The following is a 25,496-nucleotide window of genomic DNA, read 5'->3' as shown; positions in this document are numbered from 1 at the left end:
GTGTTGTCCGGTCGGGATGTGCTCACGGACTGGATGGGCCTGCGGGCGGGAGACCGGTTCGGGGTTCAGTGCGACCAGGGGCCTGCTCCCATGGGTGGTCTGCGGTTCGCGTTCTACGGTCGGACCTCGACCACCGAGCATCAGGATCCGGTGACCTCGCGGGCCTGGCAGTTGGAGGTGGCCCAAGAGCTGATCGCCGGATACGGCACCATTACGGCCACGTTCTTCGACGCTGGGCGGTCGCGGCGTGATCGGTGGCGTGACCGTCCGCAGGCCGCAGAGTTGTTGGCGGCGGTGCGGGATCCGGATCGTGGGTTCGACGCGATCGTGGTGGGGGAGTACGAGCGCGGTTTCGCCGGGGATCAGTTGGAGCGGCTGCTGGCGTTGTTCCGGCGTCACGGGGTGCAGGTGTGGTTGCCCGAGGCCGGTGGGCCGGTCGATCTGGAGACGCCGGAGCACCGGGCGTTGGTCAGGATGTTGGGTGCGCAGTCGCTGCGCGAGGTGGTCCGGGCCCGGCATCGTGCGATGGCGGCCATGCGGGCCCTGACTGAGGAGGGCCGCTACCTGGGCGGACGGGCGCCCTACGGCTACCGGTTGGTCGAGGCGGGCCCGCACCCGCACCCGGCAGGCGCACGCCGCGGTCGCAGCATCGTCGAACTGGAGCCCGACCCCGAGACCGCACCGACGGTGCGGTGGCTGTTCGCCGAGCGCTTGGCTGGCCGCAGCATTGAGGACCTGGTCGAGGTACTCAATCAGCGGCGCACGCCGTGCCCGGCCGAACACGATCCCGAGCGCAACACGCATCGCGCCGGGCGTCGTTGGACGGTCGAGACGGTGACCACGATCCTGCGCAACCCGCGCTACACCGGGTGGCAGGTGTGGAACCGGCAGAGCGTCGACCACGACCACACCACCCCGAGCGATCAGCGACGCCACCGTATGACCAGGCGCAAGCCCGCACACCAGCGGGTGCTGTCCCGCCGGCGCGCCCACACCCCGCTGGTCGGCGAACGCGACTTCGTCGCCGTCCAGCGCGTCCGCGCCCGGCGTCCGAACCGGCGAGGGGAGACGCGGGAGTATCTGTTGGCCGGGCTGTTGCGCTGTGGCGCGTGTGGGCGGCGGATGGAGTCGCGGTGGGTGCACGGGCGACCCGGCTACCGCTGCCGCCACCTTCGCGGTCCGCGCACCGAGGCGACGCCGCCGACGCTCCACCTCCGCGAGACGCAGCTGATCACCAGGATCGGGCATACCCTGCACCTGCCTGCTGCGGCGAGCCCGCGCCTGGTCGTCGACACACTGCGCGCCGACCGGGCTGTGATGATTTGCCATGCCGACAGCGTCGTCATCGAAGAACCGCGCGTATCGACGGAGCGGTGAAAAGATGAACCCCACGACGCCGGTCCGACAAATCGTCGACCCGCCCCGTGGGGTAACCGTGTGTCCGAGGGGGGACTTGAACCCCCACCCCCTTGCGGGGACTAGCACCTCAAGCTAGCGCGTCTGCCATTCCGCCACCCGGACTCGGCTCTCGCCGTGGTGTGCACATAGATTACATGATCGTCATCGGTAGCCAAAATCGGGGGGTCTTGGGCGGGCTGCGCGGGGCGAAGGTGCTGGTAGGAGGCTTGGGCGGGGGAGGGTTGGTGTGAGGTGCGGAGGGTGGCGGGGCGGTGGTGGTGATCGTGGACACAAGCGGTGGTGAGGGGTGGGGATTGGCTGGCGGACGCGGGTGGTGGGCCGTTCGGGAGGAACGGCCCACCACCCACGTGTCCGCCTCGATTACGAGGCGGTCACCGGGAATTGGTAGAGCTTGGTGTTCTGGCCCGACTTCAGGGTGCAGTCGGAGGTGAAGGTGCCCAGGCCCGTCAGGCTCCCGTCGGCCTTGCGGGGGGTCAGGGTGGTGCTGAAGTTGCCCACCGTGACCGTGGTGGTGCCGACCCTGGTCAGGGTCAGCGGCGGGTTGCTGCCCGTGGCCACGGTGTTGAAGCTGCCCGAGGCGGGGACGGCCGTCTTCGCCACGGTCAGGGTCGGGGCGATGTCCACGATGGCGCCGGCGTTGTCGACGCGGGTCTGGGCCTTGGCCGTGCCCTCGACCGTCTTGGCACCGACCAGCGCCAGGCCGAGCGTGGCGCTGGACGGCACGGTGGCGGTGGCGGTCACGGTGGAGGTCGGGGTCGGCTTGCCCACCACGGCGGAGGCGGGCAGGTTGTCGACGACGATCCGCACGCTCATGTCCTGCGCGCCGATCAACGGGAACGGGCAGTTGTACACCAGCGTCAGCGACGCCGTTGCCGCCTGGCCCACGCCCGCGCCGCCGAACACGACGGTCCCCACGACCGCCGCGCCCGCGGCGAGCACGCCGACGACCCGTCGTGAGAAGGAAATGTAATTAGGCATGGAATCTCCTCGTTGAGACTTGTGCGAACCGCGATCGGGCGGCCGAACCGCAGGTCTACCGATGGGTAATGTAACGCCGGGTCGCTGGCTCAACAAGTATTTTCCCGCATTTTTTGAATGCTGTAAGAAATGCTATGAATTCACGGTCCGGTCTTTGTCACGACGGTGACAGGTGGACACGCGACGTGGACTCGCGCCCCTGGACCGGCAGGACTTCGAGCGCGCCGGGTCCGGCCACGCGCTGCACTCCGCTGGTCAGGCACCGGACGGGGTCGACGGTCAGGCGGGCACTGACCAGCACGAGTCGGCGGCCGGCGAAGTCGCCCGCGGTGACGGTGGCGACGACGATGCCGACGTTCTCGCCCAGGGGGCGCTGGCTCACCGTGATGCCGCTGGTGAGCTGGGACGTGCCGGTGTGGCGGCCCTGCTCGTCCTCCCACCGCACGGTGCCAGCGGCGTTGGTGATCGGGGCGTTGACGCTGCAGCCGATCAGCCCGGACGCGGTGGCGGTGTGGTCGGCGAAGGCGTGGTCGGGGTCGACGACCTGGTTGGCGCACGGGCCGAACCGGCCCTGCACGGTGACCTCGTTCAGGGTCGGCAGGAGGGTCGGCCCCGGGTCGATGGACTGCTCGACGTCACCGGGGCAGGCCACCAGGGGCGTGTCGTCGGCCCGTGCCGTGCCGATCAACGCGGTGGAGGAGAGGGCGCAGGTGGCCAGGAAGGTCGCCAGGCGTCGGGGGGCATGGGCGGGTCCCGTTCCGCCACCGGACGTCGCGGCCGTCCCGCCAGGGAGGCGTGCCGCGACGCCCGGGGCTGGTGTCGCAGGTGGGGATCGGAGCGGCCACGGTGGTTCGCCGGAGGAGATCAGCACCGGCGCTCACCTGATCGGCTCAGCTCATCCCACCCGTCGACCCAGCGCGAACACCACCTTCCGCAAACTCAGGGACGGTCGTCGAAGAGCTGGACCCAACGGCCGTCGAAGCCGCCGTTCGCGGCCGCGTACCACTCGCCCGTCAGCCACGTGCCGGCTTCCCGGTGGTCCGAGGTGTCCACGACGCCCGTGTGCACGAAGAAGTCGTGCTGCCGCCAGTAGGCGTTGTGGGAGGCGTAGTCACCGCTCGCCGCGCCGCGGCTGCGGCCGTAGCTGTCCAGGCCCACGCCCTCGTAGCCGCCGAAGTCGTCGGAACCGGAGATGTCGTCGGCGTTCTCCTCGCCGGAGTACGCGCCGTAGAACCAACTCTTGGACAGGATGCCCTCGCGGCCGTCGGTCAGGCTGGACTTCCCGTTGTCGCGCGAGGCGGTGTAGAAGCGCTGGAGGCCCGTGGCGACCTCCGCCTGGCCGGCTTCGTTGGTCACCGGGGACTCCAGCAGCACGTCGCTGGACAGCGAGCTGAGCCAGTGGGTCGACCAGTTGCCGTACTGCCAGTGCGTGGGGATGACGTCGGCGAGGTCCTGCAGCTCGTAGGTCGCCCGCTTGACCTGCTGCCACGACGTGGACGTGCCGTTGTCGAGCCGGCTGGCCAGGGCCGGGGCGTTGGCGGAGGTGATCGGCTGCGCGCCCCACGTCGACACGGCGGCGGGGGAGCCCTCGGGCGCGAAGACGTAGTGCACGTTCTTCTCGCTGCCGTTGTTGATGTCGACCTCGGCCCGGCCGGTGCCGTTCAGGTTGGCCGCGATGGTGCTCCACGCCGTGGTGGCGAAGCGCAGCTCGTGGCCGTGGGTGTTGATCGACGGCGGGTCGACGTTGCTGCCGTCGGCCTGCCACACCAGCAGGTGCCTGCCGGTGGCGGTGGGCATGAACTTCACGGTGCTGTCGGTCGTCCGGCGCATCACGTGGTCCTTGTGGTGCGTGAGGGTCGCGTAGGCGACGTTCTCGCCCGCGCCGCCGGGCGTGCCCGTCACGCCGCGCACGACGATCTCGATGCGCTCCCAGTCGTGGATGTCGCCGAAGTCCTTGTCGGCCGCGTTGTAGACGTGGTAGAGCAGGACGAGGTTCTTCACGCCGTTCTCGGTGTACTCGATCAGCGCCGTGTACAGCGTGGGGCGGATGCGCCAGTGGGTGTTGGCGCCGGCGACGTACTGGTTGACGTTGCGCCAGTTCACCCGGTTGTCGGCGAAGTTCCCGTCCCGGTCGAAGTCGTAGTTCGACAGCCAGTCCGTGCCCTCCTGGCTGTTGTTCTCGTCGCCGCGCTTGAAGATCAGCGGGGCGTAGTAGTAGAGGTATGCCTGCCGCTGGGCCGTGGTCAACGTCCACGGGGCCGCGGCGGCGCTGCCGGCTCCGGGCCAGGTCACGGCGGTCGTCACGAGCAACGCGGCCAACAGGCCGCGCAGTCCTGCGAGCACTTCGCACGCCCTTTCGTAGGGGAACGCTCCCTGTCCTGCGTACCCGCCGCGCCGGGTGTGGCGGAGCACCGACTACGGCCTTCCGCTGCCGAACCCGGTCGGTTCCCCCGGGTAGACGTCAGCCTATCGGGCACTGGTTTTCATTAGCTCGAACGGCGACGCTGGCCCGGTGACCAATGAAGTTCCTCCTCTCGTCTACGACGACGTGACGGACCTCGTCCCGGTGATGCTGCCCGCCGACGTCGCCACCCGGCTCGACATCGAGACCGAGCGCACGGCGCTGGCGTTGCGCAACCGGGTGCCCGTGTCGGTCATCCGCGCCACGCTGCTCGCCGTCGGGCTCGACCAGGCCCACGTCGCGCCCCGGATGCTCGTCGCCCGCGCCGCGAACGCGGAGTCGCACGAACCCGGATCCGGGTTGCGATAGCGCATCGTGGCCATTGCGTCCCGCGTTCAGGTGAACGCCGGGCCGTAATAGCCGACACGATCCGCCGGTTCTGTGACGGCGGTTGCGGTTCGATCGTGAAGTCATAACTCGTTCGAGTGTTTCCCGGATTCCGGTGCGCGAAAGGCGCCGACCGTTTCGCGCTGCGGGATCGCGATTCCCCGCTTACGGTCGGTCCGCCAAAGCCGATCACCTACCGATGGGCCGGTCATGAGCGGAGGACGCGGGACTGCCGCGCCGTACCTGATGCTGGGGCTCGCCACCGTCGGGTTCGCGCTGAACTTCTGGGCGTGGGCCCTGCTGAGCCCGCTCGGGCCGAGGTTCAAGGAGACGCTGCACCTCACCTCGTTCCAGCAGGCGCTGCTGGTGGCGGTGCCGGTGGTGGTCGGCTCCGTGGGGCGCATCCCGGTGGGCGCGCTGACCGACCGCTACGGCGGGCGGGTGATGTTCCCGCTGATCTCCGCGGCGACGATCGTGCCGGTGCTGTTCCTCGGCTTCGGCGGCCACCGCTCGCTGGCCGGGCTGCTCGTCGGCGGGTTCGTGCTCGGGTTGGCCGGCACGTCCTTCGCCGTCGGCGTGCCGTTCGTCAACGCCTGGTTCCCGCCCCGGCAGCGCGGGGCGGCGATCGGCGTGTTCGGCGCGGGCATGGGCGGCACGGCGATCAGCGCGTTGACGACCGTGCAGCTGGTGGACTCCGGCGGGATCGCGACGCCGTTCGTGGTGACCGCGGTGGTGCTCGCGGTGTACGCGGTGGTGGCGTTCCTGCTGCTGCGCGACGCGCCGGGCTGGTCGCCGCCCTCCGAGCCGACGACGCGACGGCTGCTCGGCGCGGTGCGGCTGCCGGTGACGTGGCAGGCGTCGGCGCTGTACGCGGTGGCGTTCGGCGGGTACGTGGCGTTCTCCGTCTACCTGCCCGCCTACCTCCAGACCGCCTACCACCTGGGCCAGGCGGACGCGGCGAACCGCACCGCCGGGTTCGTGCTGCTCGCGGTCGTGATGCGGCCGGTGGGCGGGTGGCTGTCGGACCGGGTGGGCGCGGTGGTCGTGCTGGTGTGGGCGTTGGGCGTCACGGCGGTCTGCGCGGTGGTGCAGGCGTTCACGCCGGAGCTGATGCCGCTGGGCACGGTCGCGTTCCTGGCCATGGCCGCCGCCCTGGGTGCGGGCAGCGGCGCGGTGTTCGCCCTGGTCGCGCTGCTCGCGCCCGCCGACCGGGTCGGGTCGGTGACCGGCGTGGTCGGCGCGGCGGGCGGCCTGGGCGGGTTCGTGCCGCCGCTGCTGATGGGCGCGCTGTACGGCGTGTTCGAGTCCTACGCGTTGGGCCTGGCGGCGCTGGCCGTGGTCGCGGCCGCGTCCCTGGTCTTCACCACGACGTCCGTGCGGCGGGCCACGGCCACCCGCGCGTCCGTCACCTGACACCCCGGGAGGACCGCACCGTGAGCCCCGAGCCACGCCTCGACTCCGAGTTGGCCGACGCGCTGGTCCGCACGCGCCGCTTCTTCACCCGCGCCGAGGTGTCCGACGACCTGCGCACGCTGCACCGGGTCGGGGGGCGGCAGGCCGACGAGTTCTACCGGGAGCGGTGGAGCCACGACAAGGTGGTCCGCTCCACGCACGGGGTCAACTGCACCGGGTCGTGCTCGTGGAAGGTCTACGTCAAGGACGGCATCATCACGTGGGAGACGCAGCAGACCGACTACCCGTCGGTCGGCCCGGACCGCCCGGAGTACGAGCCGCGCGGCTGCCCCCGCGGCGCCGCGTTCTCCTGGTACACCTACTCGCCGACCCGCGTGCGCTACCCGTACGTGCGGGGCGTGCTGCTGGAGATGTACCGCGAGGCCAAGGCCCGCACCGGCGACCCGGTCCTGGCGTGGGCGCAGATCGTGGAGGACCCGGAGCGCGCCCGCCGGTACAAGCGGGCCCGGGGCAAGGGCGGGCTGGTGCGGGCGTCCTGGGACGAGGCGACGGAGCTGGTCGCCGCCGCGCACGTGCACACGATCAAGCGGTACGGGCCCGACCGGGTGGCCGGGTTCTCGCCGATCCCCGCGATGTCGATGGTGTCGCACGCGTCCGGCGCGCGGTTCCTCTCCCTGGTCGGCGGCACGATGCTGTCGTTCTACGACTGGTACGCCGACCTGCCGGTGGCCTCGCCGCAGGTGTTCGGCGACCAGACCGACGTGCCGGAGTCCGGTGACTGGTGGGACGCGGGCTACCTGGTCATGTGGGGCTCCAACCTGCCGGTCACCCGCACGCCGGACGCGCACTGGATGGCCGAGGCGCGCTACCGGGGGCAGAAGGTCGTGGCGGTGGCACCGGACTACGCCGACAACGTGAAGTTCGCCGACGAGTGGCTGCCCGCCCGGCCCGGCACCGACGGCGCGCTGGCCATGGCCATGGGGCACGTCGTGCTGCGCGAGTTCTTCGTGGACCGGCGGGTCCCGTACTTCACCGACTACGTCAAGCGGTTCACCGACCTGCCGTTCCTGGTGCGGCTGGAGGACCGGGCCGGCGCGTTCGTGCCGGGCAAGTTCCTCACCGCCGCCGACCTCGACGGGCACGCCGACGTGGAGCACGCGGCGTTCAAGACCGTGCTGCTCGACGCGCGGTCGGGCGAACCGGTGGTGCCGGGCGGGTCGCTCGGGTTCCGCTACGGCGAGTCCGGCGCGGGGCGGTGGAACCTGGACCTGGGCGAGGTCGACCCGCTGCTGTCGGTGGCGGGCGGCGAGGCGGTGGAGGTGGAGCTGCCGCGCTTCGACGTGACCGGGGTCGTGCGGCGCGGCGTCCCGGTGCGCCGGGTGGGCGGGCACCTGGTGACCACGGTGTTCGACCTGCTGCTGGCGCAGTACGGGGTGGGCCGCCCGGGACTGCCCGGGGTGTGGCCGACCGGGTACGACGACCCCGGTGAACCGTGCACGCCCGCGTGGCAGGAGGCGATCACGGGCGTGCCCGCCGAGGCGGCCGCGCGCATCGGCCGCGAGTTCGCCGCCAACGCCGAGGAGACCCGCGGCCGGTCCATGATCATCATGGGGGCGGGCGCGAACCACTGGTTCCACTCCGACACGATCTACCGCGCGTTCCTGACCCTGACCACGCTGACCGGCTGCCAGGGCGTCAACGGCGGCGGCTGGGCGCACTACGTCGGGCAGGAGAAGTGCCGCCCGGTCACCGGGTGGACGCAGCTCGCGTCCGCGCTGGACTGGGTGCGCCCGCCGCGCCAGATGATCCAGACCGCGTTCTGGTACCTGCACACCGACCAGTTCCGCTACGACCCGTTCGACGCCGACACCCTGGCCGCCGCCACGTCCGGTGGCGCGCTCTCCGGCCGCACCACCGCGGACGTCATCGCGCTGTCCGCGCGGCTGGGCTGGATGCCGTCCTACCCGACGTTCGACCGCAACCCCCTCGACCTGGCCGACGAGGCGGCGGCCTCCGGCGCGTCCCCGGCCGACCACGTGGTCGGCGAGCTGCGCGCCGGGCGGCTGCGGTTCGCCTGCGAGGATCCCGACGCGCCGGAGAACTTCCCCCGGGTGCTGGACGTGTGGCGGGCCAACCTGCTGGGCTCCTCGGCCAAGGGCGACGAGTACTTCCTCGAGCACCTGCTCGGCACGGACTCCTCGCTGCGCGCGCAGGAGACGACCAACCGGCCCCGCGAGGTCGTCTGGCGCGACGAGGCGCCGGTGGGCAAGCTCGACCTGCTGCTGACGCTGGACTTCCGGATGACCAGCACCACCGTGTTCTCCGACGTCGTGCTGCCCGCCGCCACCTGGTACGAGAAGCACGACCTCAACACCACCGACATGCACCCGTTCGTGCACTCGTTCAACCCGGCCATCGCCCCGCCGTGGCAGACCCGCACGGACTGGGACGCCTTCCAGGCCATCGCCCGCGCGTTCAGCGCGCTGGCGGTGGAGCACCTGGGCGTGCGGCGGGACGTCGTGGCCACCGCCCTGGCCCACGACACCCCCGACGAGCTGGCCACCCCGCACGGCCGGGTGCGCGACTGGCGGGCGGGGGAGTGCGAGCCGGTGCCCGGCGTGACCATGCCCCGGCTGACCGTCGTCGAACGCGACTACCCGGCGGTGGCGGCGAAGATGGCCGCGCTCGGCCCCCTGGCGGAGGAGCTGGGCGCGACGACGAAGGGCGTCACGTACCGGCTGGAGGACGAGGTCGACCACCTGCGCCGCAAGAACGGCGCGATCCGCGGCGGACCGGCCGACGGGCGGCCGTCGCTGCTGCGCGACGTGCACGCCTGCGAGGCGATCCTGGCCCTGTCCGGCACGACCAACGGCCACCTGGCCGCGCAGGGCTTCCGCACCCTGGAGCGGCGGACCGGGACGCGGCTGGCCGACCTGGCGGCCGAGCACGAGGGCAAGCGGATCACGTTCGCCGACACGCAGGGCGCGCCCGTCCCGGTGATCACCTCGCCGGAGTGGTCGGGCAGCGAGAGCGGCGGGCGGCGCTACTCGCCGTTCACCATCAACGTCGAGCGCCTCAAGCCGTGGCACACGCTCACCGGCCGCCAGCACTTCTACCTCGACCACGACTGGATGGCCGAGCTGGGCGAGCAGCTGCCGGTGTTCCGCCCGCCGCTGGACATGACCGCCCTGTTCGCCGAACCGGGCGTCGGCGAGCTGGGGGAGCGCGGCATCGCGGTCCGCTACCTCACGCCCCACTCCAAGTGGTCGATCCACTCCGAGTACCAGGACAACCTGCTCATGCTCAGCCTGTCGCGCGGCGGGCCGACGATCTGGATGTCCCAGGAGGACGCCCGCAGGATCGGCGTGTCCGACAACGACTGGATCGAGGCCGTCAACCGCAACGGCGTGGTCGTGGCGCGGGCGGTGGTGACGCACCGGATGCCCGAGGGCACCGTGTTCATGCACCACGCGCAGGACCGCCTGATCGACGTCCCGATCGCCGAGGCGTCCGGCAGGCGCGGCGGCATCCACAACTCGCTGACCCGGCTGCTGGTCAAACCGTCGCACCTGATCGGCGGCTACGCCCAGCTCAGCTTCGCGTTCAACTACCTCGGCCCGACCGGCAACCAGCGCGACGAGGTCACGGTGATCCGGCGCCGCCGCCAGGAGGTGACCTACTGATGCGCGTCATGGCCCAGATGGCGATGGTGATGAACCTCGACAAGTGCATCGGCTGCCACACGTGCTCGGTCACGTGCAAGCAGACGTGGACCAACCGCTCCGGCGTCGAGTACGTGTGGTTCAACAACGTCGAGACCCGCCCCGGCCAGGGCTACCCGCGCGACTACGAGGACCAGGAGCGCTGGCGCGGCGGCTGGTCGCTCACCCGGCGCGGCCGGCTCCGGCTCAAGGGCGGCGGCAGGCTGCGCAAGCTGCTGACCATCTTCAGCAACCCCAAGCTGCCCGGCATCGACGACTACTACGAGCCGTGGACCTACGACTACGACGCCCTCACCACCGCGCCCCGCCAGGAGCACACGCCCGTCGCCCGGCCGCGCTCGCTGCTCAGCGGCGAGCCGACGAAGATCACCTGGTCGGCGAACTGGGACGACAACCTCGGCGGCGCGCCGGACAACGGCCACCGCGACCCGATGCTCAAGGGCATCGAGGACAAGGTGCGGTTCGAGTTCGAGCGCACGTTCATGTTCTACCTGCCCCGCATCTGCGAGCACTGCCTCAACCCCTCGTGCGCCGCGTCGTGCCCGTCGGGGGCGATCTACAAGCGCAGCGAGGACGGCATCGTGCTGGTCGACCAGGACCGGTGCCGCGGGTGGCGCATGTGCGTGTCGGGCTGCCCGTACAAGAAGGTGTACTTCAACCACCGCACCGGCAAGGCCGAGAAGTGCACGTTCTGCTTCCCCCGCGTGGAGGTGGGCATCCCGACCGTGTGCGCGGAGACGTGCGTGGGGCGCCTGCGGTACATCGGGCTGGTCCTCTACGACCTCGACCGGGTGCTGGAGGCCGCGGCCACGCCCGACCCCCGGGACCTGTGCGAGGCGCAGCGGCGGGTGTTCCTCGACCCGAACGACCCCGAGGTGGTCCGCGAGGCCGAACGCGCCGGCATCCCGCGCGACTGGGTGGAGGCCGCGCAGCGCTCCCCGGTGTACGCGCTGATCAACACCTACCGGGTGGCGCTGCCGCTGCACCCGGAGTACCGCACGCTGCCGATGGTCTGGTACATCCCGCCGCTGTCGCCGGTCGTGGACGTCGTGCGCGACACCGGGCACGACGCCGAGGACCACGGCAACCTCTTCGCCGCCGTCGAGGCGCTGCGCATCCCCGTGGAGTACCTGGCCAACCTGTTCACCGCGGGCGACGTGCGGCCGGTGGACGCGGTGCTGCGCAAGCTCGCCGCGATGCGGTCCTACCTGCGCGACCTCAACCTCGGGCGCGAGCCCCGGGAGGAGATCGCGGCGAAGGTCGGGATGACCGGCGAGCAGGTGTACGACCTGTACCGGCTGCTCGCGCTGGCGAAGTACGACGAGCGCTACGTCATCCCGCCCGCGCACGCCGAGCAGGCGCACGGGCTGGAGGAGCTGGCCACCGGGTGCAGCCTGGACTACGAGGACGGGCCGGGGATGGGCGGCTCCGGGCCGTTCGGCGAGAACTCCGGCGGCGCGTCCCCGATCGCGGTGGAGAACTTCCGGATGCTGCGCGACCGGCAGACCAGCGACAGCAGCGCCGGGCCCGTGGACAAGGGCAGCCGCGTCAACCTGCTCAACTGGGACGGCAAGGGCACGCCCGAGGGGCTGTTCCCGCCGCGTCGGGAGTCGTGATGAACGCCGCGGCCTGGCAGGCGCAGTCGTTGGCCCTGGGCTACCCGGACCCGGCGCTGGTCGACCGGGTGCCGCTGCTGCGGGCGGTCGCGGCGGCGCTGCCCGAACCGGTCGCCGCGCCGCTGACGCCGTTCCTGGACCACGTCGAGGCGACGCCGGTGACCGCGCTGGCCGCCGACTACGTGGCCACGTTCGACCACCGCAAGCGGTTCAGCCCCTACCTGACCTACTTCGCCTACGGCGACACCCGCAAGCGCGGCATGGCGTTGCTGCGGTTCAAGCACGCCTACCGGGCGGCGGGGCTGGAACCGGATGACGGCGAGCTGCCCGACCACCTCGCCGTGGTGCTGGAGTTCGCCGCGACCGGTGACGCGGACGTCGGCCGGCGGCTGCTGCTGGAGCACCGGGCGGGGTTGGAGCTGATGCGGCTCGGGTTGGTCGAGGCGCGGTCGCCGTGGGCCGGGGTGCTGGAGTCGGTGTCGGCGACGCTGCCGCCACTGGCCGGGCGCGACCACGAGGCCGTGGCCCGGCTCGCCGCGCAGGGGCCGCCGGAGGAGGAGGTGGGGCTCGCGCCGTTCGCCCCGCCCGAGTTCATGCCGGGAGGCCGCCGATGAGCGCGTGGGACCTGCTGCTGTACGGGGCCGTGCCGTACGCGGCCATCGCGGTGTTCGTGGTGGGGCACGTGTGGCGGTACCGCTACGACAAGTTCGGCTGGACCACGCGGTCCTCCCAGCTGTACGAGAACCGGTTGCTGCGGCTGGGCAGCCCGCTGTTCCACTTCGGCGTGCTGCTGGTGCTGCTCGGGCACGTCGGCGGCCTGCTGGTCCCGAAGTCGTGGACCGAGGCGGCCGGGGTGAGCGACACGGCCTACCACGTCGTCGCCGTCGTGCTCGGCGCGGCGGCCGGGTTCTGCACCCTGGTCGGCGCGGCGATCCTGGTCTACCGCCGCCGCACCGTGGGTCCGGTGTTCTCCGCGACCACCCGCAACGACAAGGTGATGTACGTGCTGCTGGTCGGCACGCTGGTGCTGGGCCTGGGCGCGACCGTGCTGGGCAACCTGACCGGCCACCCGCACGACTACCGCGAGACCGTCGCGCCCTGGTTCCGCTCGATCTTCTCCTTCCAGCCCGAGCCGGAGCTGATGGCCGACACGCCCGTCGGCTTCCGCCTGCACGCCCTGGCCGCGTGGGCGCTGTTCGCGTTCTGGCCGTTCAGCCGCCTGGTGCACGTCTTCTCGATGCCGCTGGGCTACCTGACCCGTCCCTACGTCGTCTACCGCAGCCGTGACGTCAGCCGGACCGGCCGGTAGCCGACCGGATCAGTAGTCGACCGGGTCGCGGGCGATCGGGCAGGTCATGCAGTGCCCGCCGCCGCGCCCCCGGCCCAGTTCCGCGCCGACGATGGTGATCACCTCGATGCCGGCCTTGCGCAGCAGCGAGTTGGTGTGGGTGTTGCGGTCGTAGGCGACCACCACCCCGGGCTCCACGGCGACCAGGTTGTTGCCGCTGTCCCACTGGCCGCGCTCACTGGCGTAGGCGTCGCCACCGGTCTCCACGACGCGCAGCCTCGACAGGTTCAGCGCGTCCGCCACCACGTCCAGGAACGACTGCTTCTCCTCGGTCACCTCGATCGGGTCACCGGGGCGCAGCGTGAACGCGTGGATGCCGTCGACGATGTCCGGGAACGTCGTCACGCAGTCGCGGTCGGCGAAGGTGAACACGGTGTCCAGGTGCATGGCGGCGCGCAGCTTCGGCATGCCGGCCACGATCACGCGCTCGGCCGCGCCGCGCTCGAACAGCGTGGCGGCCAGCTGCGTGATGGCCTGGCGGGAGGATCGCTCGCTCATGCCGACCAGCACCACCCCGTTGCCGACCGGCATCACGTCGCCGCCCTCCAGCGTGGACAGCCCCCACGTGCGCTCCGGGTCGCCCCACCAGACGGTCGAGCCGACGAAGTCCGGGTGGAACTCGTAGACCGCCTTCATCAGCAGCGTCTCGTCGTGCCGCGCGGGCCAGTACAGCGGGTTCAGCGTCACGCCGCCGTAGATCCAGCACGTGGTGTCGCGGGTGTAGAGCGTGTTGGGCAGCGGTGGCATCAGGTACTCGGGCACGCCGGTCGACTCGCGGGCCAGCGCCAGGTACCCGGGCCGGAAGTCCGGCGGCAGGTCGACGGTGGACAGCCCGCCGATCAGCAGCTGCGCCAGCCTGCGGTGCTCCAGCTCCTCCAGGAAGGCCCGCGTCTCGGCCACCAGGCCGATGCCCACCTCGTCGGCGACGATCTTGCGGTCGAGCAGCCAGGACTTCGCCCCCGGGACGTCGAGGACCTCGGTGAGCAGGTTGTGCAGCTCCACCACCTCGACACCCCGGTGGCGCAGCTTGGCCATGAAGTCGAAGTGGTCGCGCACGGCGTTCTGCACCCACATCACGTCGTCGAACAGCAGGGCGTCGCAGTTCGTCGGCGTGAGCCTGGCGTGGGCCAGGCCGGGCGCGCACACGAGCACCTTGCGCAGCGCCCCCACCTCGGAGTGCACGCCGTACGCGGCGGACGGGCGCCGGACCGTGGCGGTCATGTCCTTGTCCCTTCGGCTAGATCACGATCAGACCGGTGGCCAGGCCGAGCACGCCGAGGACGGCCAGGACGACCGCGAGGGCGAACAGGGCCAGCTCGGCGGTGGAGAACACCCGCCTGCCCCGCTCCCGGCGGGCCATCACGAACAGGACCGTGCCCGGCGCGTAGACGATGAACGACAGCAGCAGGAACTCGACGCCCGCCGCGAAGATCAGGAACGCGGTGTAGGCGGTGGCCACCGCGGCGACGGCCACCTCGCGCCCCCGCGGGCCGCGGTCGTCGGCGTCGTCGCGGACGCCGATGCGCAGCGCGTATCCGGCCGCCAGCAGGTACGGGATGAGCGACAGCGAGCTGCACAGCTTGAGGGTGAACGTGAAGGCGTCCTCGGAGAACACCGTCACGACCAGCACCGCCGTGATGAGCGTGCTCGTCATGACGAGCGCCGCGACCGGGACGCCCCGGCGGTTCTCCCGCTTGAGGAAGCGCGGCATGTCGTCGTCCTTCGCGGCGACGAACAGCACCTCCGCCGCCATCAGCGTCCACGCCAGGTACGCGCCGAGCACCGAGACGATCAGCCCGACGCCGATGAACACCGAGCCCCACGTGCCCACGACGGACTCCAGCACGCCCATCATGGACGGTTGCCGCAGGCCCGCCAGGTCCTCCTTGGTCGCCGCCCCGTAGGACAGCAGCGTCACCGACGCGAACAGCGCCAGCACGCTGAGGAACCCCAGCACGGTCGCCCGGCCGACGTCGGTGCGCCTGCGGGCGTACCGGGAGTAGACGCTCGCGCCCTCCACACCCAGGAACACGAACACCGTGACCAGCATGGTCGAGCGGACCTGCTCGAACAGCGCACCGGCCGACGCCTCCGACCCGCCCCAGAAGTTGGCCGAGAACACGTCGGCCCTCAGCGTGGCGGCGAGGATGACGACGAACGTCAGGATCGGCACGAGCTTGGCGACCGTGACGACCCGGTTGATCGACGCGGCCTCCTTCACCCCGCGCGTGATCGTGTAGTGGAAGGCCCACACCCCCAAGGCCGAGACGGCCACCGCGAGCACGGTGTTGCCCTCGCCCAGCCCGGGCAGCACCGTGCCGAGCGTCGACTTGATCAGCACCCAGTAGCTCACGTTGCCGACGCACGCGCTCGCCCAGTAGCCGAACGCGGAGAAGAAGCCGGGGAACTCGCCGAACCCGGCCTTGGCGTAGGCGTACACGCCGGCGTCCAGCTCGGGCCTGCGCACCGCCAACGCCTGGAACACGAAGGCGAGCATGAGCATGCCGACACCCGCGACCAGCCACGCGACGACGGCCCCGAGCACGCCGGTGGCCTGCGCGAAGTTGCGGGGCAGCGAGAACACGCCCGCGCCGACCATCGACCCGACCACCATCGCGGTCAGGGTCGGCAGCGGCATCTGCTGCGCCTTCCGGGTCTCGGTCACCGTCATGGTCGTCACCTCGCAGCTGCCGGCCACCCGACGGTAGGTCGGGGTCCGCTGGCCCGCAAAAGGATCTGCTCCGGGCCCCTGACCGGGTGACGGCGCCGCCCGACGGGTCAGAGGCGGCCGGGCGGGCGGCGTCCGCTCGTCAGCTCGGCGACCTGCTCCGGGGTGAACGGCGGGTCGAGCAGGTCGGCCCGGGAGGCGTGGCAGCGGAACAGGTCGGCGATGTAGTGCATGCGGTCGGGCAGGTCCGACCAGTCGCGGGCGGCGGTGTCGCGGAGGCTGTCCGGGGTCGGGTCGACGGTGCGCAGCAGGGCCAGCAGCTCGGGGTTGGCCAGGTGGGCGAGCAGCGGCGGGTACTCGGCGACCAGGTCCACGCCGAGGTCCAGCACCTCGCCGCCGGGCAGCGCCATCGTCATCAGGTGCTCGGTGACCGCGCGCCGGGCCAGGGCGCGGGCGCGGTCGGCCAGTTGCCCGGCGGCCAGCCGCACCGCCGTGCGGCGGCCGAGCACGGTCAGCAGCGCCCGCCGCAGCCACTTGACCACCCGGTTGCCCGGCAGCAGCACGTCGAACAGGCGGCGCTCGAGGTCGCGCGGGTCCACGACGGGCGCCTCCAGGGCGGCGGTGATCTCGGGCTGGAGGCGGGTCTGCTCGTGCAGGCCGATCTCGACGTTGGCGAGCAGCAGCAGTTCGGCGCGTTCCTTGGGGTCGTCGGTGGTCATCGCCCGGTGGTAGCGGGTGAACGCCTGGCCCAGGTAGCGCTGGCCCTCGGGCGGCTCGCCGGGGCGCAGCGCGGCGCGGAACGTGTCGATCGACCCGTCGCCGGGGAACTCGGCGAGGAAGCGGGCGAACTCGCGGGCGATCTCCGCGAACACCTTGAGGTTGCCGCGCGCGGAGGCGTCGGCGGCCGCGTCGAGCCGCGCGGTCGCCACGACGGCCTGGCGGACCAGCCGCTCGGCGTCGTCGGCCACCCGGCGGGGGACGGCCAGGCGCAGGGCGCGCACCAGCAGGTCGGCCGACGCCCGCGTCTCGGGGGAGGAGGCCAGCAGCCGCTCCAGCAGCCGTGCCGGGTCCTCCTGCCGGATGGTCTGCCCGACCTGCTTGGACGCCCACACCGCGAACGTGCACCAGTTCGCCGACCCGCCCGTGCGGTCGGCCAGGGCGCGGGACAGCTCGTGGTAGCAGTGGGTGATCATCAGGTTGCGGACCACCGGGTCGGCGTGGGCGGCGATCCGGTCGACGTCGGCGACGGTCGGCGGCACGTCGCTGCCCAGCTCGTGCACGCCACCACTCGTTCTCGTCATCGACGTCGACCTTCCTCCCCGGGGGTGTCCACGTGGTTCGTCGTCCGAACGGCGACGAATGTGACACCGGACCTCGCGTCAGGGCTTCCAGGTCCGCACCACGTGCCGGCGCAGCTTCCCCGAGCCGGTGCGCGGCAGGGACGGCACGGACACGACCTCGCGCGGCACCTTGTAGGCGGTCAGGTGGTCGCGGGCCAGGGTGGTGGGGCTGTGGCCGGCTCGTCGTCGCCGAGGGGGGCCGTCCAGGCGCACGACGTGGGCGCGGACGTTCTCGATGTCGTCCAACCGGCCGGTGACGCGCACGTGGCCGTCGGCGTCGACCGACGCGAGGTCGCCGGTGGCGTACCGGTTCGCGGTGCGCCGGGGCCGCCCGTGCTCGTCCACGCCCAGCGTGATCGTCGGGTCGCGCACCTGGGGGCGGCCGGGCACGTCCGGCTCGACGGGCGCGCCCCCGTCATCCACCACGCGGACCTCGAACGGCGGCAACGCGCGCCCGACCGTGCCGAACCGCCGCGCGGTCCTGGTGTTGTGGGTGAACGCCTGGCCGACCTCGGTGGTGCCGATGCCGTTGAGCAGGCGGTCCCCGAGCACCTCCGCCAGGCGCCGCTCCAGCGCCTCCCCGAGCACCTCGCCCCCGGTCGCGGCGAGGCGGAGGGAGGCCGGCCGGTCGCTGCCGGGGTGGGCGATGAGCCTGCCGTAGCACGTCGGCACCGCGAACAGCGCGGGCTGCCGCTGAGCAGCGGGAAGAACACCCGGCCTTCGCCGAGGCGGCGGCACGGCGGCGCGCGGTGTTCGGGTCGCGGGCCGAGGCGCACGCCCGGTGGTCGGGCAGGCCGCCGTTGTCCGGCCTCGCGCCGGAGGTGCTGGCCGACTACGTCGCGTCGGGTCTGGTGGAGGCGCCCGGCGGGGGCGTGCGGCTGCGGTGCGCGGCGGAGGTCGAGGCGCGGCTGTTCCGGACCGCCGTCTCGTGCCCGTGGCGCGACGCCCTGCCGCTGGTGGGCTGCCCGACGGTGTTCCTGCGCGGCGGCGAGTCGGTGGTCGTGGACCGGGGATCGCCCGTCGCGGCGGGCGCGGCACTGCCGGCCGGGTCGGTGCGGGAGGTGCCGGGACTGGACCACCTCGGTCCGCTGGTGCGGCCGGAGGTGTTCGCGGAGGTGGTGGACGGGCTGCTCGCGGAGTTCGGCGTGACCGGTCCGTGAGCTCTCGACCCCGCGGTGGCGCGAAGAACCGGGAACGGTCCGGAGTGGACAGTCCTTGCTCCGGAGCGCACGGCGGTGGCGCGGCGGCTTCGCTGCCGCCGCGCCACCGGGATGGAAAGCGCTAGCTCACCGTGATGTTCGAGTTGCCGCTGCTCTGGTAGCCCTCGGTCGCCATGATCATGTAGTAGCGGAAGCTGCCCAGCGGCATGCCGTAGCGCGCCCAGGCGTCGAAGTGGTTGCCGGTGGTGATCGTGCCGCCGGTCTTCTTCTGCTGCCGCACGCTCCAGTACTGGTTGAAGGTCTTGGTGCCCTCGACCGACGGCGCGTTGTACCGCGTGGTCTGGTAGACGTCGTACGTGCCGCCGTCGCTGCTGACCGTGCCCTTGTACGTGCCGGTGGGTCGCCAGCTGCCCCAGTTGTCGACGATGTAGTACTCGACCAGCGGGCCGGACGTCCACCCGTACAGGGCCAGGTAGCCGTTGCCGGACGGGTTGAAGCTGCCCGAGTAGTTCACCGTGCGCCGGCCGCCGGTGCTCCAGCCCTTGCCGCACACGAAGTTGCCGGTGTTGCGCCACGTCGTGCTGTACTGGCCGCCCGAACCCATGTCCATGGACACGGTGCCCTGGGAGTCGGTCCAGAACGAGTAGTAGTACCCGTTGTTGGTGCCGGTCTGGTTCGTGTTGACCGTGACGGCGTTCGCGGTGCCGGGCAGGATCAGCCCGGAGCCGAGCGCCAGTGCTCCGGCCCCGGCGCCGCCGATGAACGTCCTGCGGCTGATCCGGTGCGCGGGGGCGTTGTCGTCCATTGGTGTGCTTCCTCCTCGTTGAGGCGAGCGAAGGGCGGCGGCACCGCGGAATCCCGACCTGCGGTGCGACACCGACCGGTTCCGTTCACGGACGGGTCACGGACGGCGGCGGGGAATCCGTTCCCGATCTGTCGGTGCAGACAGTGTTCGGTCGACTCCGATGCGTTGTCAACAATTCGCGTAAGCTTGCGAAAACCTGTTTCGCAACGTTGCGCATTCTCGTGCGACGCTCGCTTTTTCGAGGTGTCCGGCCCTCCGGGCCGCCCGGTCAGGAACGGGTGTTCGGAGCGGTGCCGGCGGGCGACACGTGCGCCAGCGCCTCGTCGACGGAGCCGAACACGCTCAACAGCGACGCGATCGCGGTGACCTTGATGGGCCGCAGCACGGCCCGGCGCGTCGCCACGACGGCCAGCGCGTCGACGCGACGACGGGCGTCCAGCAGCAGCGACAGGCCGGCGGAGCTGAAGAACCCGACGTCGGTCAGGTCGAGCACCAGCGCGGGCGGACCGCCCGCCAGCTCCGCGGCCAGGGTGGCGCGCACCTCCGGCACGGTGTCCATGTCCACTTCGCCGGCCACGGTGATGACGGGGATTTCACCCGCACGAGTGACACGGATGTCGAGGATCGGTGAGGGTTCCCCCATCGGCTCGGCCACGACGTCTCCCCGCTGCGCTGCGTTGTCGGACCACAGTTGTACCAAACGCGTTCGGGGAGGGCGGTGGGCATGGCGACACCGTGCCCCGCGATGTTCGGGGTGCTGCGGACCGGTGCTCCCCGCGTCAGCGCACGCCCGGATCGGCGGCCATCTCGCACCACACCACCTTGCCGCCGGGAGCCGGTGTCGCGCCCCACGCGGTGGTCAACCGCTGGATGAGCAGCAGGCCCCAACCCTCGCCGGACGCGCGGCGCGGGAGCACCGGGCTGCCGTCCGCGACCTCGACCCGCACCCGGTGCCGGTCTCCGGCCAGCCGGATCACCGGGACGGTGGCGGTGTGCCGCAACGCGTTGCTCACCAGCTCCGACACGACGAGCACGACGTCGTCGTGGTCCCCGTCGTACCCCAGGCGGGCCAGGGCGCCGCGGGTGAAAACGCGGGCCAACCCCGCAGCGCCGCGGTCGCATGGCGCGCTGAACTCCGCGACGACGCCGAACAGCGAGGGCTCCACACGACGACTGTGCGGCATCCGGCCGGAAAAATCCAGGCGCACCGGCACCGGTGCGCCCGCACTGGTCGAGCGGGCCGCTCCTCCGGCCCTCGCTGCGCGCAATTGCGCAACCACGCCGCCGGGCCGTCGGGTCCGGCCGCGCTCACCGCGACGGCGTCCGCTCAGCGCTCGGGGACGAACGCCGCCGCGACCTCCGACCGGACGGTCCAGCCCAGGTTGCGGTAGAGCGCTCGTCCCTGCTCGGTGGCGACGAGGACGCCGGTGCGCAGGCCGCGGCGCGTGGCGTGGTCGCCCAGCGCCCGCACGACGGTGGTGCCCAGGCCGCGGCGGCGGTGCTGAGGTGCGGTCTCGACGCGGTCGAGGGTGCCGAACCCGCCCGCCGCGCCCAGGTGGCCGGAGGCGGCCGTGGCGCCCGTGTCGTCGACGACGGTGGCGGTGGTGGCTGCCCCGTCCGTGGTGAAGTGCACCTCGTAGGGCGGGGGAGGTGCCTGCGCCCCCGCGGTGAACGGAGCGGTCATCAGGTAGCAGGTGTCGGCCGGCGTCCACGGGGCGGGGAGCGCTTCGCGCAGGTCGGCGGCGGTTCCGCTGATCTTGATCCACGTGCCGGGCGCGGTGTGGCGACGGGCCAGGCCGGCCAGGGCCTCGTGGTCCCAGGTGTGCAGCACGTGCCGGACGCGGTGGCCGGGCCGCCCCACGTCGATCCGGAAGCCGCCGGGGACCTCCTCGGGGGCGGGGACGCGGCGGGAGACGGCCCAGCCGCGTCCCCAGGCCATCACGAGGTCCGCCACCCGCGGGTCGGTGATCAACCCGGAATTATTGCAAGGATGTGGCGATTGTGTTGGGCACCGATGGCGGTCCGGCCGCGTCGGAGGGACGTGAGCGCAGAGGAACCGCCGCGGTGGGCGGTGTGGGTGGCACGGGCCGTCGCCGTGGTGGTCGTGGTGCCGGTGCGGTTGGCGTGGGAGTCGGTCAAGGTCGTCGGGCGCGCCGCGGGGCGTCCGCTGGCGGTGGTGCTGCGGTGGGTCGGGTCGGCCCTGCGCGCGGTCGGCGGGGCGGCGTCGCGGTGGGTGTTCCGGCCGGTCGGGGCGGTGCTGCGATGGTTCGGCGGGCTGCTGCTGCGGTACCTGCTGCGGCCGGCCGGAATGGCGGTGCGGTGGTTCGGCGGGGTGCTGGCGCGCTACGTCCTGCGACCGCTCGGGGCCGTGCTGCGGTGGGCGGACCGAGGGCTGCGGGCGCTCGGCGAGCTGCTGTGGCGCGCGTTCGAACGGCCGTTGCGGTGGCTGTGGCGGGCCGTGGTCGTGCGGGGCGCGGGGGCGCTGTGGCGGGCGCTGCGGGTGTTCGCCGACGCGGTGGGCTGGGCCTTCCGGTTGGTGGGGCGCGGCTCGGCGGTGGTCGGTGCGGCCGTGGCCCGGGTGTTCCGGCTGCTGGTCGTCGTGCCGGCGCGGTGGGCGCACCAGGTCGTCGTGGCCCCGGTCGGCCGGGTGGTCGCGCGGGTGTGGCGTGCCGTCGTGGTGGCTCCGGCCCGGTGGGTGCGCGCGACGGTGGTCGAACCGGTGCGACTGGCCGGGCGGCGGGTGCTGGGCGTGTTCCGCGGCCGTTAGGCGGCGGGTCGGGCGGTACCGCTAGCGCCCCGTGGCGGTGAGGACGGCGGCGGCGATCGCCTCGTGGCCGGCCGGTGTCGGGTGGACGTCGGTCTGCCGGCAGAAGTAGGTCAGCGAGCACACCTTCGCCACCGGTGTCGGGATCGGGCCGTAGGTCGGGTCCTCGGTGGTGTCGGTCAGCGGGCCGTAGCCGCCGGTGGCGTCGGTGACGTCGACGAACCGCCCGCCGACCTTCTCGTACTCGCTCCTGAGGGCCGCGTTGAAGAAGTCGCGGAACAGGGTCACCGACAGCCGGGCGAGGTCCTGGCCGTTCGGGAACGCGGGCGAGACCCACGCGCCGAGGAACACGTCGGGGTAGGTCAGCCCCACGATCGGGGCGTCACCGGCGGCCTCGCGCAGGGTGGGCAGGAGGGCGGCGAGGTTGGTCCGGACGTCGGCGACGGCCTGCGAGGCGCACGTCAACACGTCCTGGGCCCGCGCGCAGGGCGCGAGGTCGTTGCCGCCGATGATGACGGTCACGAGACCGACCCGGCCCCGGTTCTCCCGCAGCACGCGCACCGCCGCGTCGAGCTGCGTGACGCCCTCGACCTCCGGCGCGTCCGGACCGCGGTTGGCCCGCGGGCAGTTCGCGTCGGACCGCAACTGGTCCGACGTGGCGCCGCTGCACGCCAGGTTGACCAACCGCAGCCCCGACCGCTCGGCGACGAGGTAGGCGAAGCCGTCCCGGTCGGCACCCGCCGGCGTGCCGCCGTCGGCCGGTCGGAAACCCGTGGCGTAGGAGTCGCCCAGGGACACGTAGAGGCCGTCGGCGGGTGGTGTGCCACCGGCTTCGGTTGAGGTTGACGCGGTGGAGGTCGCCGCGGTGGAGGTCGGCGTGGTGGCCGGTGGAGCGGCCGTGGGTGCCGCGGTGCACGCGCCGAGCGCCAGCAGCGCCCCCACCACCCCGAACCACCGCGACCCCGCCACGCCGACCCCTCTCCGCCCGGTGTCCTCGTCCCGAGGCTACCTCGCGTTCGAGGTCTCCACCGGTCGTCCACTGTGGACCAGGTGGGCCAGCAGGAAGTCGGCCGCGTCCCCGAGCGCCCGCACCTCGTTCTCCCGGTTGGCGAAACCGTGGCCCTCGTCCTCGTACACGTCGTACCGCACGTCGACACCGCGTTCCCGCAGCGACGCCACGATCTGGTCGCTCTCCGCCTTCACCACGCGCGGGTCGTTCGCGCCCTGGATGACGAACAGCGGCGCGGTGATCGCGTCGGCGTAGGTGATCGGCGAGCGCTCCAGCAGGAAGTCCGCCTCCGTGTCCGGGTCGCCGACCCAGTCGGCCATCTCGGCGCGCCACGTCTCCGGCACGGACCGGGCCATGGTGAGCAGGTTCGACGGACCCACCAGCGACACGCCCACCGCCCACAGCGACGGCAGCCGGGACAGGCACGACAGGGTCGCGAAACCGCCGTAGGACCCGCCCCACACGCCGATCCGCCCCGGGTCCACCCAGTCCAGGCCGCGCAGGTACGCGACGGCGTGCGCGAAGTCGCCCAGCTCGTCGCCGCCGAAGTCGCGCAGGATCAGCCCTTGGTAGGTCCGGCCGTAGCCGGTCGAGCCGCGCACGTTCGGCGCGAGCACCGCGACCCCCTGCGACACCAGGTACTGGTAGAGGCCGGAGTAGTTGTAGTGGGGCCGTTCCTGCGCTTCGGGGCCGCCGTGGATGGAGAGCACGACACCGCGCACGCCGTCACCGTGCGGCCGGTACAGCCAGGCGGGCACCTCGCGGCCGTCGTGCGTCGGATAGCGGATCAGCTCCGGCTCGACGAACGCGACGTCGACCCGGGGCGCGCTGGACGTGACGTACCGCAGCTCGGTGGTCGCCAGGTCGATCACGACCACCTCGTGCGGCCGGGTGGCGGTGGCCAGTCGGAACGCCAGCACGTCACCCGCGGCGCACAGCGACTCGATCACGCCGGACGGCAGGTCGGGCAACGCCACGGGCTCGCCGTCCCGCAGCGCGAACAGCCGGGAGATGCCGTCCTCGTTGACCGTCCACGCCCGCACCGCGCCGGAGGTCGCGACCTGCTCGACGTCCCACGACGGCGTCACCAGGTCCGTGACCTCGCCCGTGGCCAGGGAGTACTCGCCCAGGGAGAGGAACTCGCCACCCCGGTCGCGCAGCAGGAGGAACCCGGAGGAGTCCGCCGCCCACGGGCCGTCGACGTGCTGCTGCTTGCCCTCGTGCCCGGTGAGGACCCGCAGCGGGGCGTCCGGCTCGTGCAGGTCGACCAGGCCGAGGTCGGCGTCGGAGTTGCCGCGCGTGCCGCGGGTCAGCAGCCACCGGCCGTCCGGCGACACCGACCCGGCGTGCAGCAGCGTGCCCGGGACCGATTCGACGCGCCGGACCGCACCGGTTCCCAGGTCGTGGACCAGCACGTCCTGCACGGCGGGATCGCGGTCGTTGGCCGCGTAGACGACGCCGCGGCCGTCGGGGGTGAAGGGCGAGGGGCAGTCGAACGTGAAGATGGACGACCCGAGCACGTGCTGGCCGCCCGGGGCGTCGGTGAGCCGGCGGGGCGTGCCGCCCTCCACGTCCACCAGGTACGGCTGGAACTGCTCGTCGCCCTGGAAGTCGGCGGTGTAGAGCAGGTGGCGGCCGTCGGGCGACCAGGCGACCTGCCGCACCGCCTGGTCGGTGTGGTGGGTGATCCGCCGGGCCGGGCCGCTGCCCGACACCGGTGCCACGTGCAGGTCGGCGCGGCCCTCGGGGTTGGCCGCGTACGCCACCCAGGCCCCGTCCGGTGATAAGGCGACGTTGGCGCGGAAGCGCTGCCGGGCGGCGAAGTCGCGGTACTCAGTCATGTTCTCCCCCTGGAAGTGGTGGTGTCAGCGGTGTCATCGACACGGCGACGTCGACGGGCGCGGTGCCGGGCCGCCGCTTGGCCGGCGAGCCCCGCTCGACGTACCGGTCGATCACGTCCTGCACGGCGTCCCGCATCTCGATCAGCTCTTCGGCGGTCAGGTGCAGCACGGCGAACGACTCCGACGCGGCGTCGCGCCAGGGCTCCGGGTAGCTGTCCCTGGTGCGCCACCACTCGGACTGCCGGTGCCGGTGGCGCACCCAGCGCAGCTCGTCCAGCGCGCGCAACGCCGACAGGCCCTCGGCGTCGAGGTCGCGCGTGGAGATCCGGGTCCCCTGCTCCACCAGCCGCCACGGCCGCTGCCTGCCGACACCGCCGTCGGCTTCCTCGACGAACCCGTGCCGGGCCAGCAGCCGCAGGTGGAACGAGCAGTTGGCGGGCGTCGTACCCAGCGCCGTCGCCGCCTCCGTGGCCGTGAGCTGCCCTTCCTGGGCCAGTAACTCCATCAACCGCACCCGCAGCGGGTGGCTCAGCGCCCGCAGGTCGTGGGCGTCGGTGAGCTGCCGCCGTTCGAAAGACATGTTTCGAAACTAGTGTTGCGACAGCGGGCCGTCAAGGTCGAGCGG

The 25,496-nt window shown here is 72.4% G+C and carries 23 protein-coding genes and 1 tRNA gene; 9 read left to right on the top strand and 15 right to left on the bottom strand.

The genetic code is table 11. The features are described from left to right. Window positions 1-90: 90 nt before the first annotated feature. Window positions 91-1,377, top strand: coding sequence for a recombinase family protein (locus ACIGNX_RS21985; RefSeq protein WP_396542532.1), 1,287 nt, complete (start codon window positions 91-93; stop codon window positions 1,375-1,377). 61 nt (window positions 1,378-1,438) lie between these two features. Here the strand turns inward: ACIGNX_RS21985 and ACIGNX_RS21980 are convergent. The 4 genes from ACIGNX_RS21980 to ACIGNX_RS21965 all read right to left on the bottom strand — a co-directional run bounded on the left by ACIGNX_RS21980 (window position 1,439) and on the right by ACIGNX_RS21965 (window position 4,740). Continuing rightward, window positions 1,439-1,521 (bottom strand) — tRNA-Leu (locus ACIGNX_RS21980). Between the two features lie 258 nt (window positions 1,522-1,779). Continuing rightward, on the bottom strand, window positions 1,780-2,397 hold the full coding sequence (locus ACIGNX_RS21975; RefSeq protein ID WP_396542531.1) for a DUF6801 domain-containing protein: 618 nt from the start codon (window positions 2,395-2,397) through the stop codon (window positions 1,780-1,782). A gap of 157 nt (window positions 2,398-2,554) precedes the next feature. Next, window positions 2,555-3,085, bottom strand: a complete 531-nt coding sequence (locus tag ACIGNX_RS21970) for a hypothetical protein (protein WP_396542530.1) — start codon at window positions 3,083-3,085, stop codon at window positions 2,555-2,557. Window positions 3,086-3,336: 251 nt separating this feature from the next. Continuing rightward, entirely contained in the window at window positions 3,337-4,740 is a 1,404-nt protein-coding gene (locus ACIGNX_RS21965; protein ID WP_396542529.1) for a hypothetical protein, read from the bottom strand. Window positions 4,741-4,909: 169 nt separating this feature from the next. On the opposite strand from ACIGNX_RS21965, the gene ACIGNX_RS21960 reads away from it, so the two are divergent. The 6 genes from ACIGNX_RS21960 (at window position 4,910) to narI (ending at window position 13,245) form a co-directional block, all read left to right on the top strand. Next, the gene (locus ACIGNX_RS21960; RefSeq protein WP_396542528.1) at window positions 4,910-5,167 is read left to right on the top strand and encodes a hypothetical protein; all 258 of its coding nucleotides are present in this window, start codon (window positions 4,910-4,912) and stop codon (window positions 5,165-5,167) included. A 228-nt stretch (window positions 5,168-5,395) separates the two neighbouring features. Beyond that, window positions 5,396-6,598: an MFS transporter gene (locus tag ACIGNX_RS21955; RefSeq protein ID WP_396542527.1), complete on the top strand. Its 1,203-nt coding sequence runs from the start codon at window positions 5,396-5,398 to the stop codon at window positions 6,596-6,598. Window positions 6,599-6,618: 20 nt separating this feature from the next. Further along, window positions 6,619-10,281 (top strand): nitrate reductase subunit alpha, encoded by a 3,663-nt coding sequence (locus ACIGNX_RS21950; protein WP_396542526.1) that lies wholly within the window; start codon window positions 6,619-6,621, stop codon window positions 10,279-10,281. Continuing rightward, window positions 10,281-11,936 carry a nitrate reductase subunit beta gene (gene narH, locus ACIGNX_RS21945; RefSeq protein ID WP_396542525.1) on the top strand — a complete coding sequence of 552 codons (1,656 nt, stop codon included), beginning with the start codon at window positions 10,281-10,283 and terminating at the stop codon, window positions 11,934-11,936. Before ACIGNX_RS21950 ends, narH begins: the two co-directional genes overlap by 1 nt. Beyond that, window positions 11,936-12,550 (top strand): nitrate reductase molybdenum cofactor assembly chaperone, encoded by a 615-nt coding sequence (gene narJ / locus ACIGNX_RS21940; RefSeq protein ID WP_396542524.1) that lies wholly within the window; start codon window positions 11,936-11,938, stop codon window positions 12,548-12,550. Before narH ends, narJ begins: the two co-directional genes overlap by 1 nt. Continuing rightward, the gene (gene narI / locus ACIGNX_RS21935) at window positions 12,547-13,245 is read left to right on the top strand and encodes a respiratory nitrate reductase subunit gamma (RefSeq protein WP_396542523.1); all 699 of its coding nucleotides are present in this window, start codon (window positions 12,547-12,549) and stop codon (window positions 13,243-13,245) included. Before narJ ends, narI begins: the two co-directional genes overlap by 4 nt. 9 nt (window positions 13,246-13,254) lie before the next feature. On the opposite strand, the gene ACIGNX_RS21930 is transcribed toward narI, so the two are convergent. From ACIGNX_RS21930 to ACIGNX_RS21915, 4 genes are all read right to left on the bottom strand, one after another. Further along, a complete protein-coding gene (locus ACIGNX_RS21930) occupies window positions 13,255-14,505 on the bottom strand; it encodes an arginine deiminase (RefSeq protein ID WP_396542522.1) in 1,251 nt (416 codons plus the stop codon). 16 nt (window positions 14,506-14,521) lie between these two features. Beyond that, a complete protein-coding gene (locus ACIGNX_RS21925) occupies window positions 14,522-15,955 on the bottom strand; it encodes a basic amino acid/polyamine antiporter (RefSeq protein ID WP_396542521.1) in 1,434 nt (477 codons plus the stop codon). Between the two features lie 107 nt (window positions 15,956-16,062). Then, on the bottom strand, window positions 16,063-17,253 hold the full coding sequence (locus ACIGNX_RS21920; RefSeq protein WP_396542520.1) for a hypothetical protein: 1,191 nt from the start codon (window positions 17,251-17,253) through the stop codon (window positions 16,063-16,065). Window positions 17,254-17,331: 78 nt separating this feature from the next. After that, on the bottom strand, window positions 17,332-17,964 hold the full coding sequence (locus ACIGNX_RS21915; protein WP_396542519.1) for an AMP-binding protein: 633 nt from the start codon (window positions 17,962-17,964) through the stop codon (window positions 17,332-17,334). A gap of 77 nt (window positions 17,965-18,041) precedes the next feature. Here ACIGNX_RS21915 and ACIGNX_RS21910 point away from each other — a divergent pair, with 77 nt between their 5' ends. After that, window positions 18,042-18,452 (top strand): alpha/beta fold hydrolase, encoded by a 411-nt coding sequence (locus ACIGNX_RS21910; RefSeq protein WP_396542518.1) that lies wholly within the window; start codon window positions 18,042-18,044, stop codon window positions 18,450-18,452. 121 nt (window positions 18,453-18,573) lie between these two features. Here the strand turns inward: ACIGNX_RS21910 and ACIGNX_RS21905 are convergent, their stop codons facing one another. The 4 genes from ACIGNX_RS21905 to ACIGNX_RS21890 all read right to left on the bottom strand — a co-directional run bounded on the left by ACIGNX_RS21905 (window position 18,574) and on the right by ACIGNX_RS21890 (window position 21,229). After that, window positions 18,574-19,257, bottom strand: a complete 684-nt coding sequence (locus ACIGNX_RS21905) for a glycoside hydrolase family 11 protein (RefSeq protein WP_396542517.1) — start codon at window positions 19,255-19,257, stop codon at window positions 18,574-18,576. A gap of 268 nt (window positions 19,258-19,525) precedes the next feature. Beyond that, window positions 19,526-19,900 carry an STAS domain-containing protein gene (locus tag ACIGNX_RS21900; RefSeq protein WP_396542651.1) on the bottom strand — a complete coding sequence of 125 codons (375 nt, stop codon included), beginning with the start codon at window positions 19,898-19,900 and terminating at the stop codon, window positions 19,526-19,528. Between the two features lie 136 nt (window positions 19,901-20,036). Further along, a complete protein-coding gene (locus ACIGNX_RS21895) occupies window positions 20,037-20,423 on the bottom strand; it encodes an ATP-binding protein (protein WP_396542516.1) in 387 nt (128 codons plus the stop codon). 161 nt (window positions 20,424-20,584) lie between these two features. Next, window positions 20,585-21,229: a GNAT family N-acetyltransferase gene (locus ACIGNX_RS21890; RefSeq protein WP_396542515.1), complete on the bottom strand. Its 645-nt coding sequence runs from the start codon at window positions 21,227-21,229 to the stop codon at window positions 20,585-20,587. A gap of 69 nt (window positions 21,230-21,298) precedes the next feature. Between ACIGNX_RS21890 and ACIGNX_RS21885 the strand changes: the two genes are divergently transcribed. After that, entirely contained in the window at window positions 21,299-22,024 is a 726-nt protein-coding gene (locus ACIGNX_RS21885; RefSeq protein ID WP_396542514.1) for a hypothetical protein, read from the top strand. 21 nt (window positions 22,025-22,045) lie between these two features. On the opposite strand, the gene ACIGNX_RS21880 is transcribed toward ACIGNX_RS21885, so the two are convergent. From ACIGNX_RS21880 to ACIGNX_RS21870, 3 genes are read right to left on the bottom strand one after another with little or no spacing between them, the layout of a single operon-like run. Beyond that, the gene (locus tag ACIGNX_RS21880) at window positions 22,046-22,990 is read right to left on the bottom strand and encodes a GDSL-type esterase/lipase family protein (RefSeq protein ID WP_396542513.1); all 945 of its coding nucleotides are present in this window, start codon (window positions 22,988-22,990) and stop codon (window positions 22,046-22,048) included. Between the two features lie 36 nt (window positions 22,991-23,026). Next, window positions 23,027-24,871, bottom strand: a complete 1,845-nt coding sequence (locus ACIGNX_RS21875; protein WP_396542512.1) for a prolyl oligopeptidase family serine peptidase — start codon at window positions 24,869-24,871, stop codon at window positions 23,027-23,029. Beyond that, window positions 24,864-25,451: an ArsR/SmtB family transcription factor gene (locus ACIGNX_RS21870; protein ID WP_396542511.1), complete on the bottom strand. Its 588-nt coding sequence runs from the start codon at window positions 25,449-25,451 to the stop codon at window positions 24,864-24,866. The genes ACIGNX_RS21875 and ACIGNX_RS21870 overlap by 8 nt, the downstream gene beginning before the upstream one ends. Between the last annotated feature and the right edge of the window lie 45 nt (window positions 25,452-25,496).

Origin of the sequence: Actinosynnema sp. NPDC053489 (assembly GCF_044544865.1) — a bacterium.
GTDB lineage: Bacteria > Actinomycetota > Actinomycetes > Mycobacteriales > Pseudonocardiaceae > Actinosynnema.
This window is presented reverse-complemented; position numbering and strand designations above follow the sequence as displayed.

What these genes read in the sequence shown, in the direction of transcription:
- ACIGNX_RS21975 (WP_396542531.1), bottom strand. Translation starts at nt 2,397, where the DNA reads ATGCCTAATTACATTTCCTTCTCACGACGGGTCGTCGGCGTGCTCGCC.
- ACIGNX_RS21930 (WP_396542522.1), bottom strand. Translation starts at nt 14,505, where the DNA reads ATGACCGCCACGGTCCGGCGCCCGTCCGCCGCGTACGGCGTGCACTCC.
- ACIGNX_RS21925 (WP_396542521.1), bottom strand. Translation starts at nt 15,955, where the DNA reads ATGACGGTGACCGAGACCCGGAAGGCGCAGCAGATGCCGCTGCCGACC.
- ACIGNX_RS21870 (WP_396542511.1), bottom strand. Translation starts at nt 25,451, where the DNA reads ATGTCTTTCGAACGGCGGCAGCTCACCGACGCCCACGACCTGCGGGCG.
- ACIGNX_RS21875 (WP_396542512.1), bottom strand. Translation starts at nt 24,871, where the DNA reads ATGACTGAGTACCGCGACTTCGCCGCCCGGCAGCGCTTCCGCGCCAAC.
- ACIGNX_RS21900 (WP_396542651.1), bottom strand. Translation starts at nt 19,900, where the DNA reads ATGGGGGAACCCTCACCGATCCTCGACATCCGTGTCACTCGTGCGGGT.
- narI (WP_396542523.1), top strand. Translation starts at nt 12,547, where the DNA reads ATGAGCGCGTGGGACCTGCTGCTGTACGGGGCCGTGCCGTACGCGGCC.
- ACIGNX_RS21905 (WP_396542517.1), bottom strand. Translation starts at nt 19,257, where the DNA reads ATGGACGACAACGCCCCCGCGCACCGGATCAGCCGCAGGACGTTCATC.
- ACIGNX_RS21955 (WP_396542527.1), top strand. Translation starts at nt 5,396, where the DNA reads ATGAGCGGAGGACGCGGGACTGCCGCGCCGTACCTGATGCTGGGGCTC.
- narH (WP_396542525.1), top strand. Translation starts at nt 10,281, where the DNA reads ATGCGCGTCATGGCCCAGATGGCGATGGTGATGAACCTCGACAAGTGC.
- narJ (WP_396542524.1), top strand. Translation starts at nt 11,936, where the DNA reads ATGAACGCCGCGGCCTGGCAGGCGCAGTCGTTGGCCCTGGGCTACCCG.
- ACIGNX_RS21985 (WP_396542532.1), top strand. Translation starts at nt 91, where the DNA reads ATGGGTGGTCTGCGGTTCGCGTTCTACGGTCGGACCTCGACCACCGAG.
- ACIGNX_RS21920 (WP_396542520.1), bottom strand. Translation starts at nt 17,253, where the DNA reads ATGACGAGAACGAGTGGTGGCGTGCACGAGCTGGGCAGCGACGTGCCG.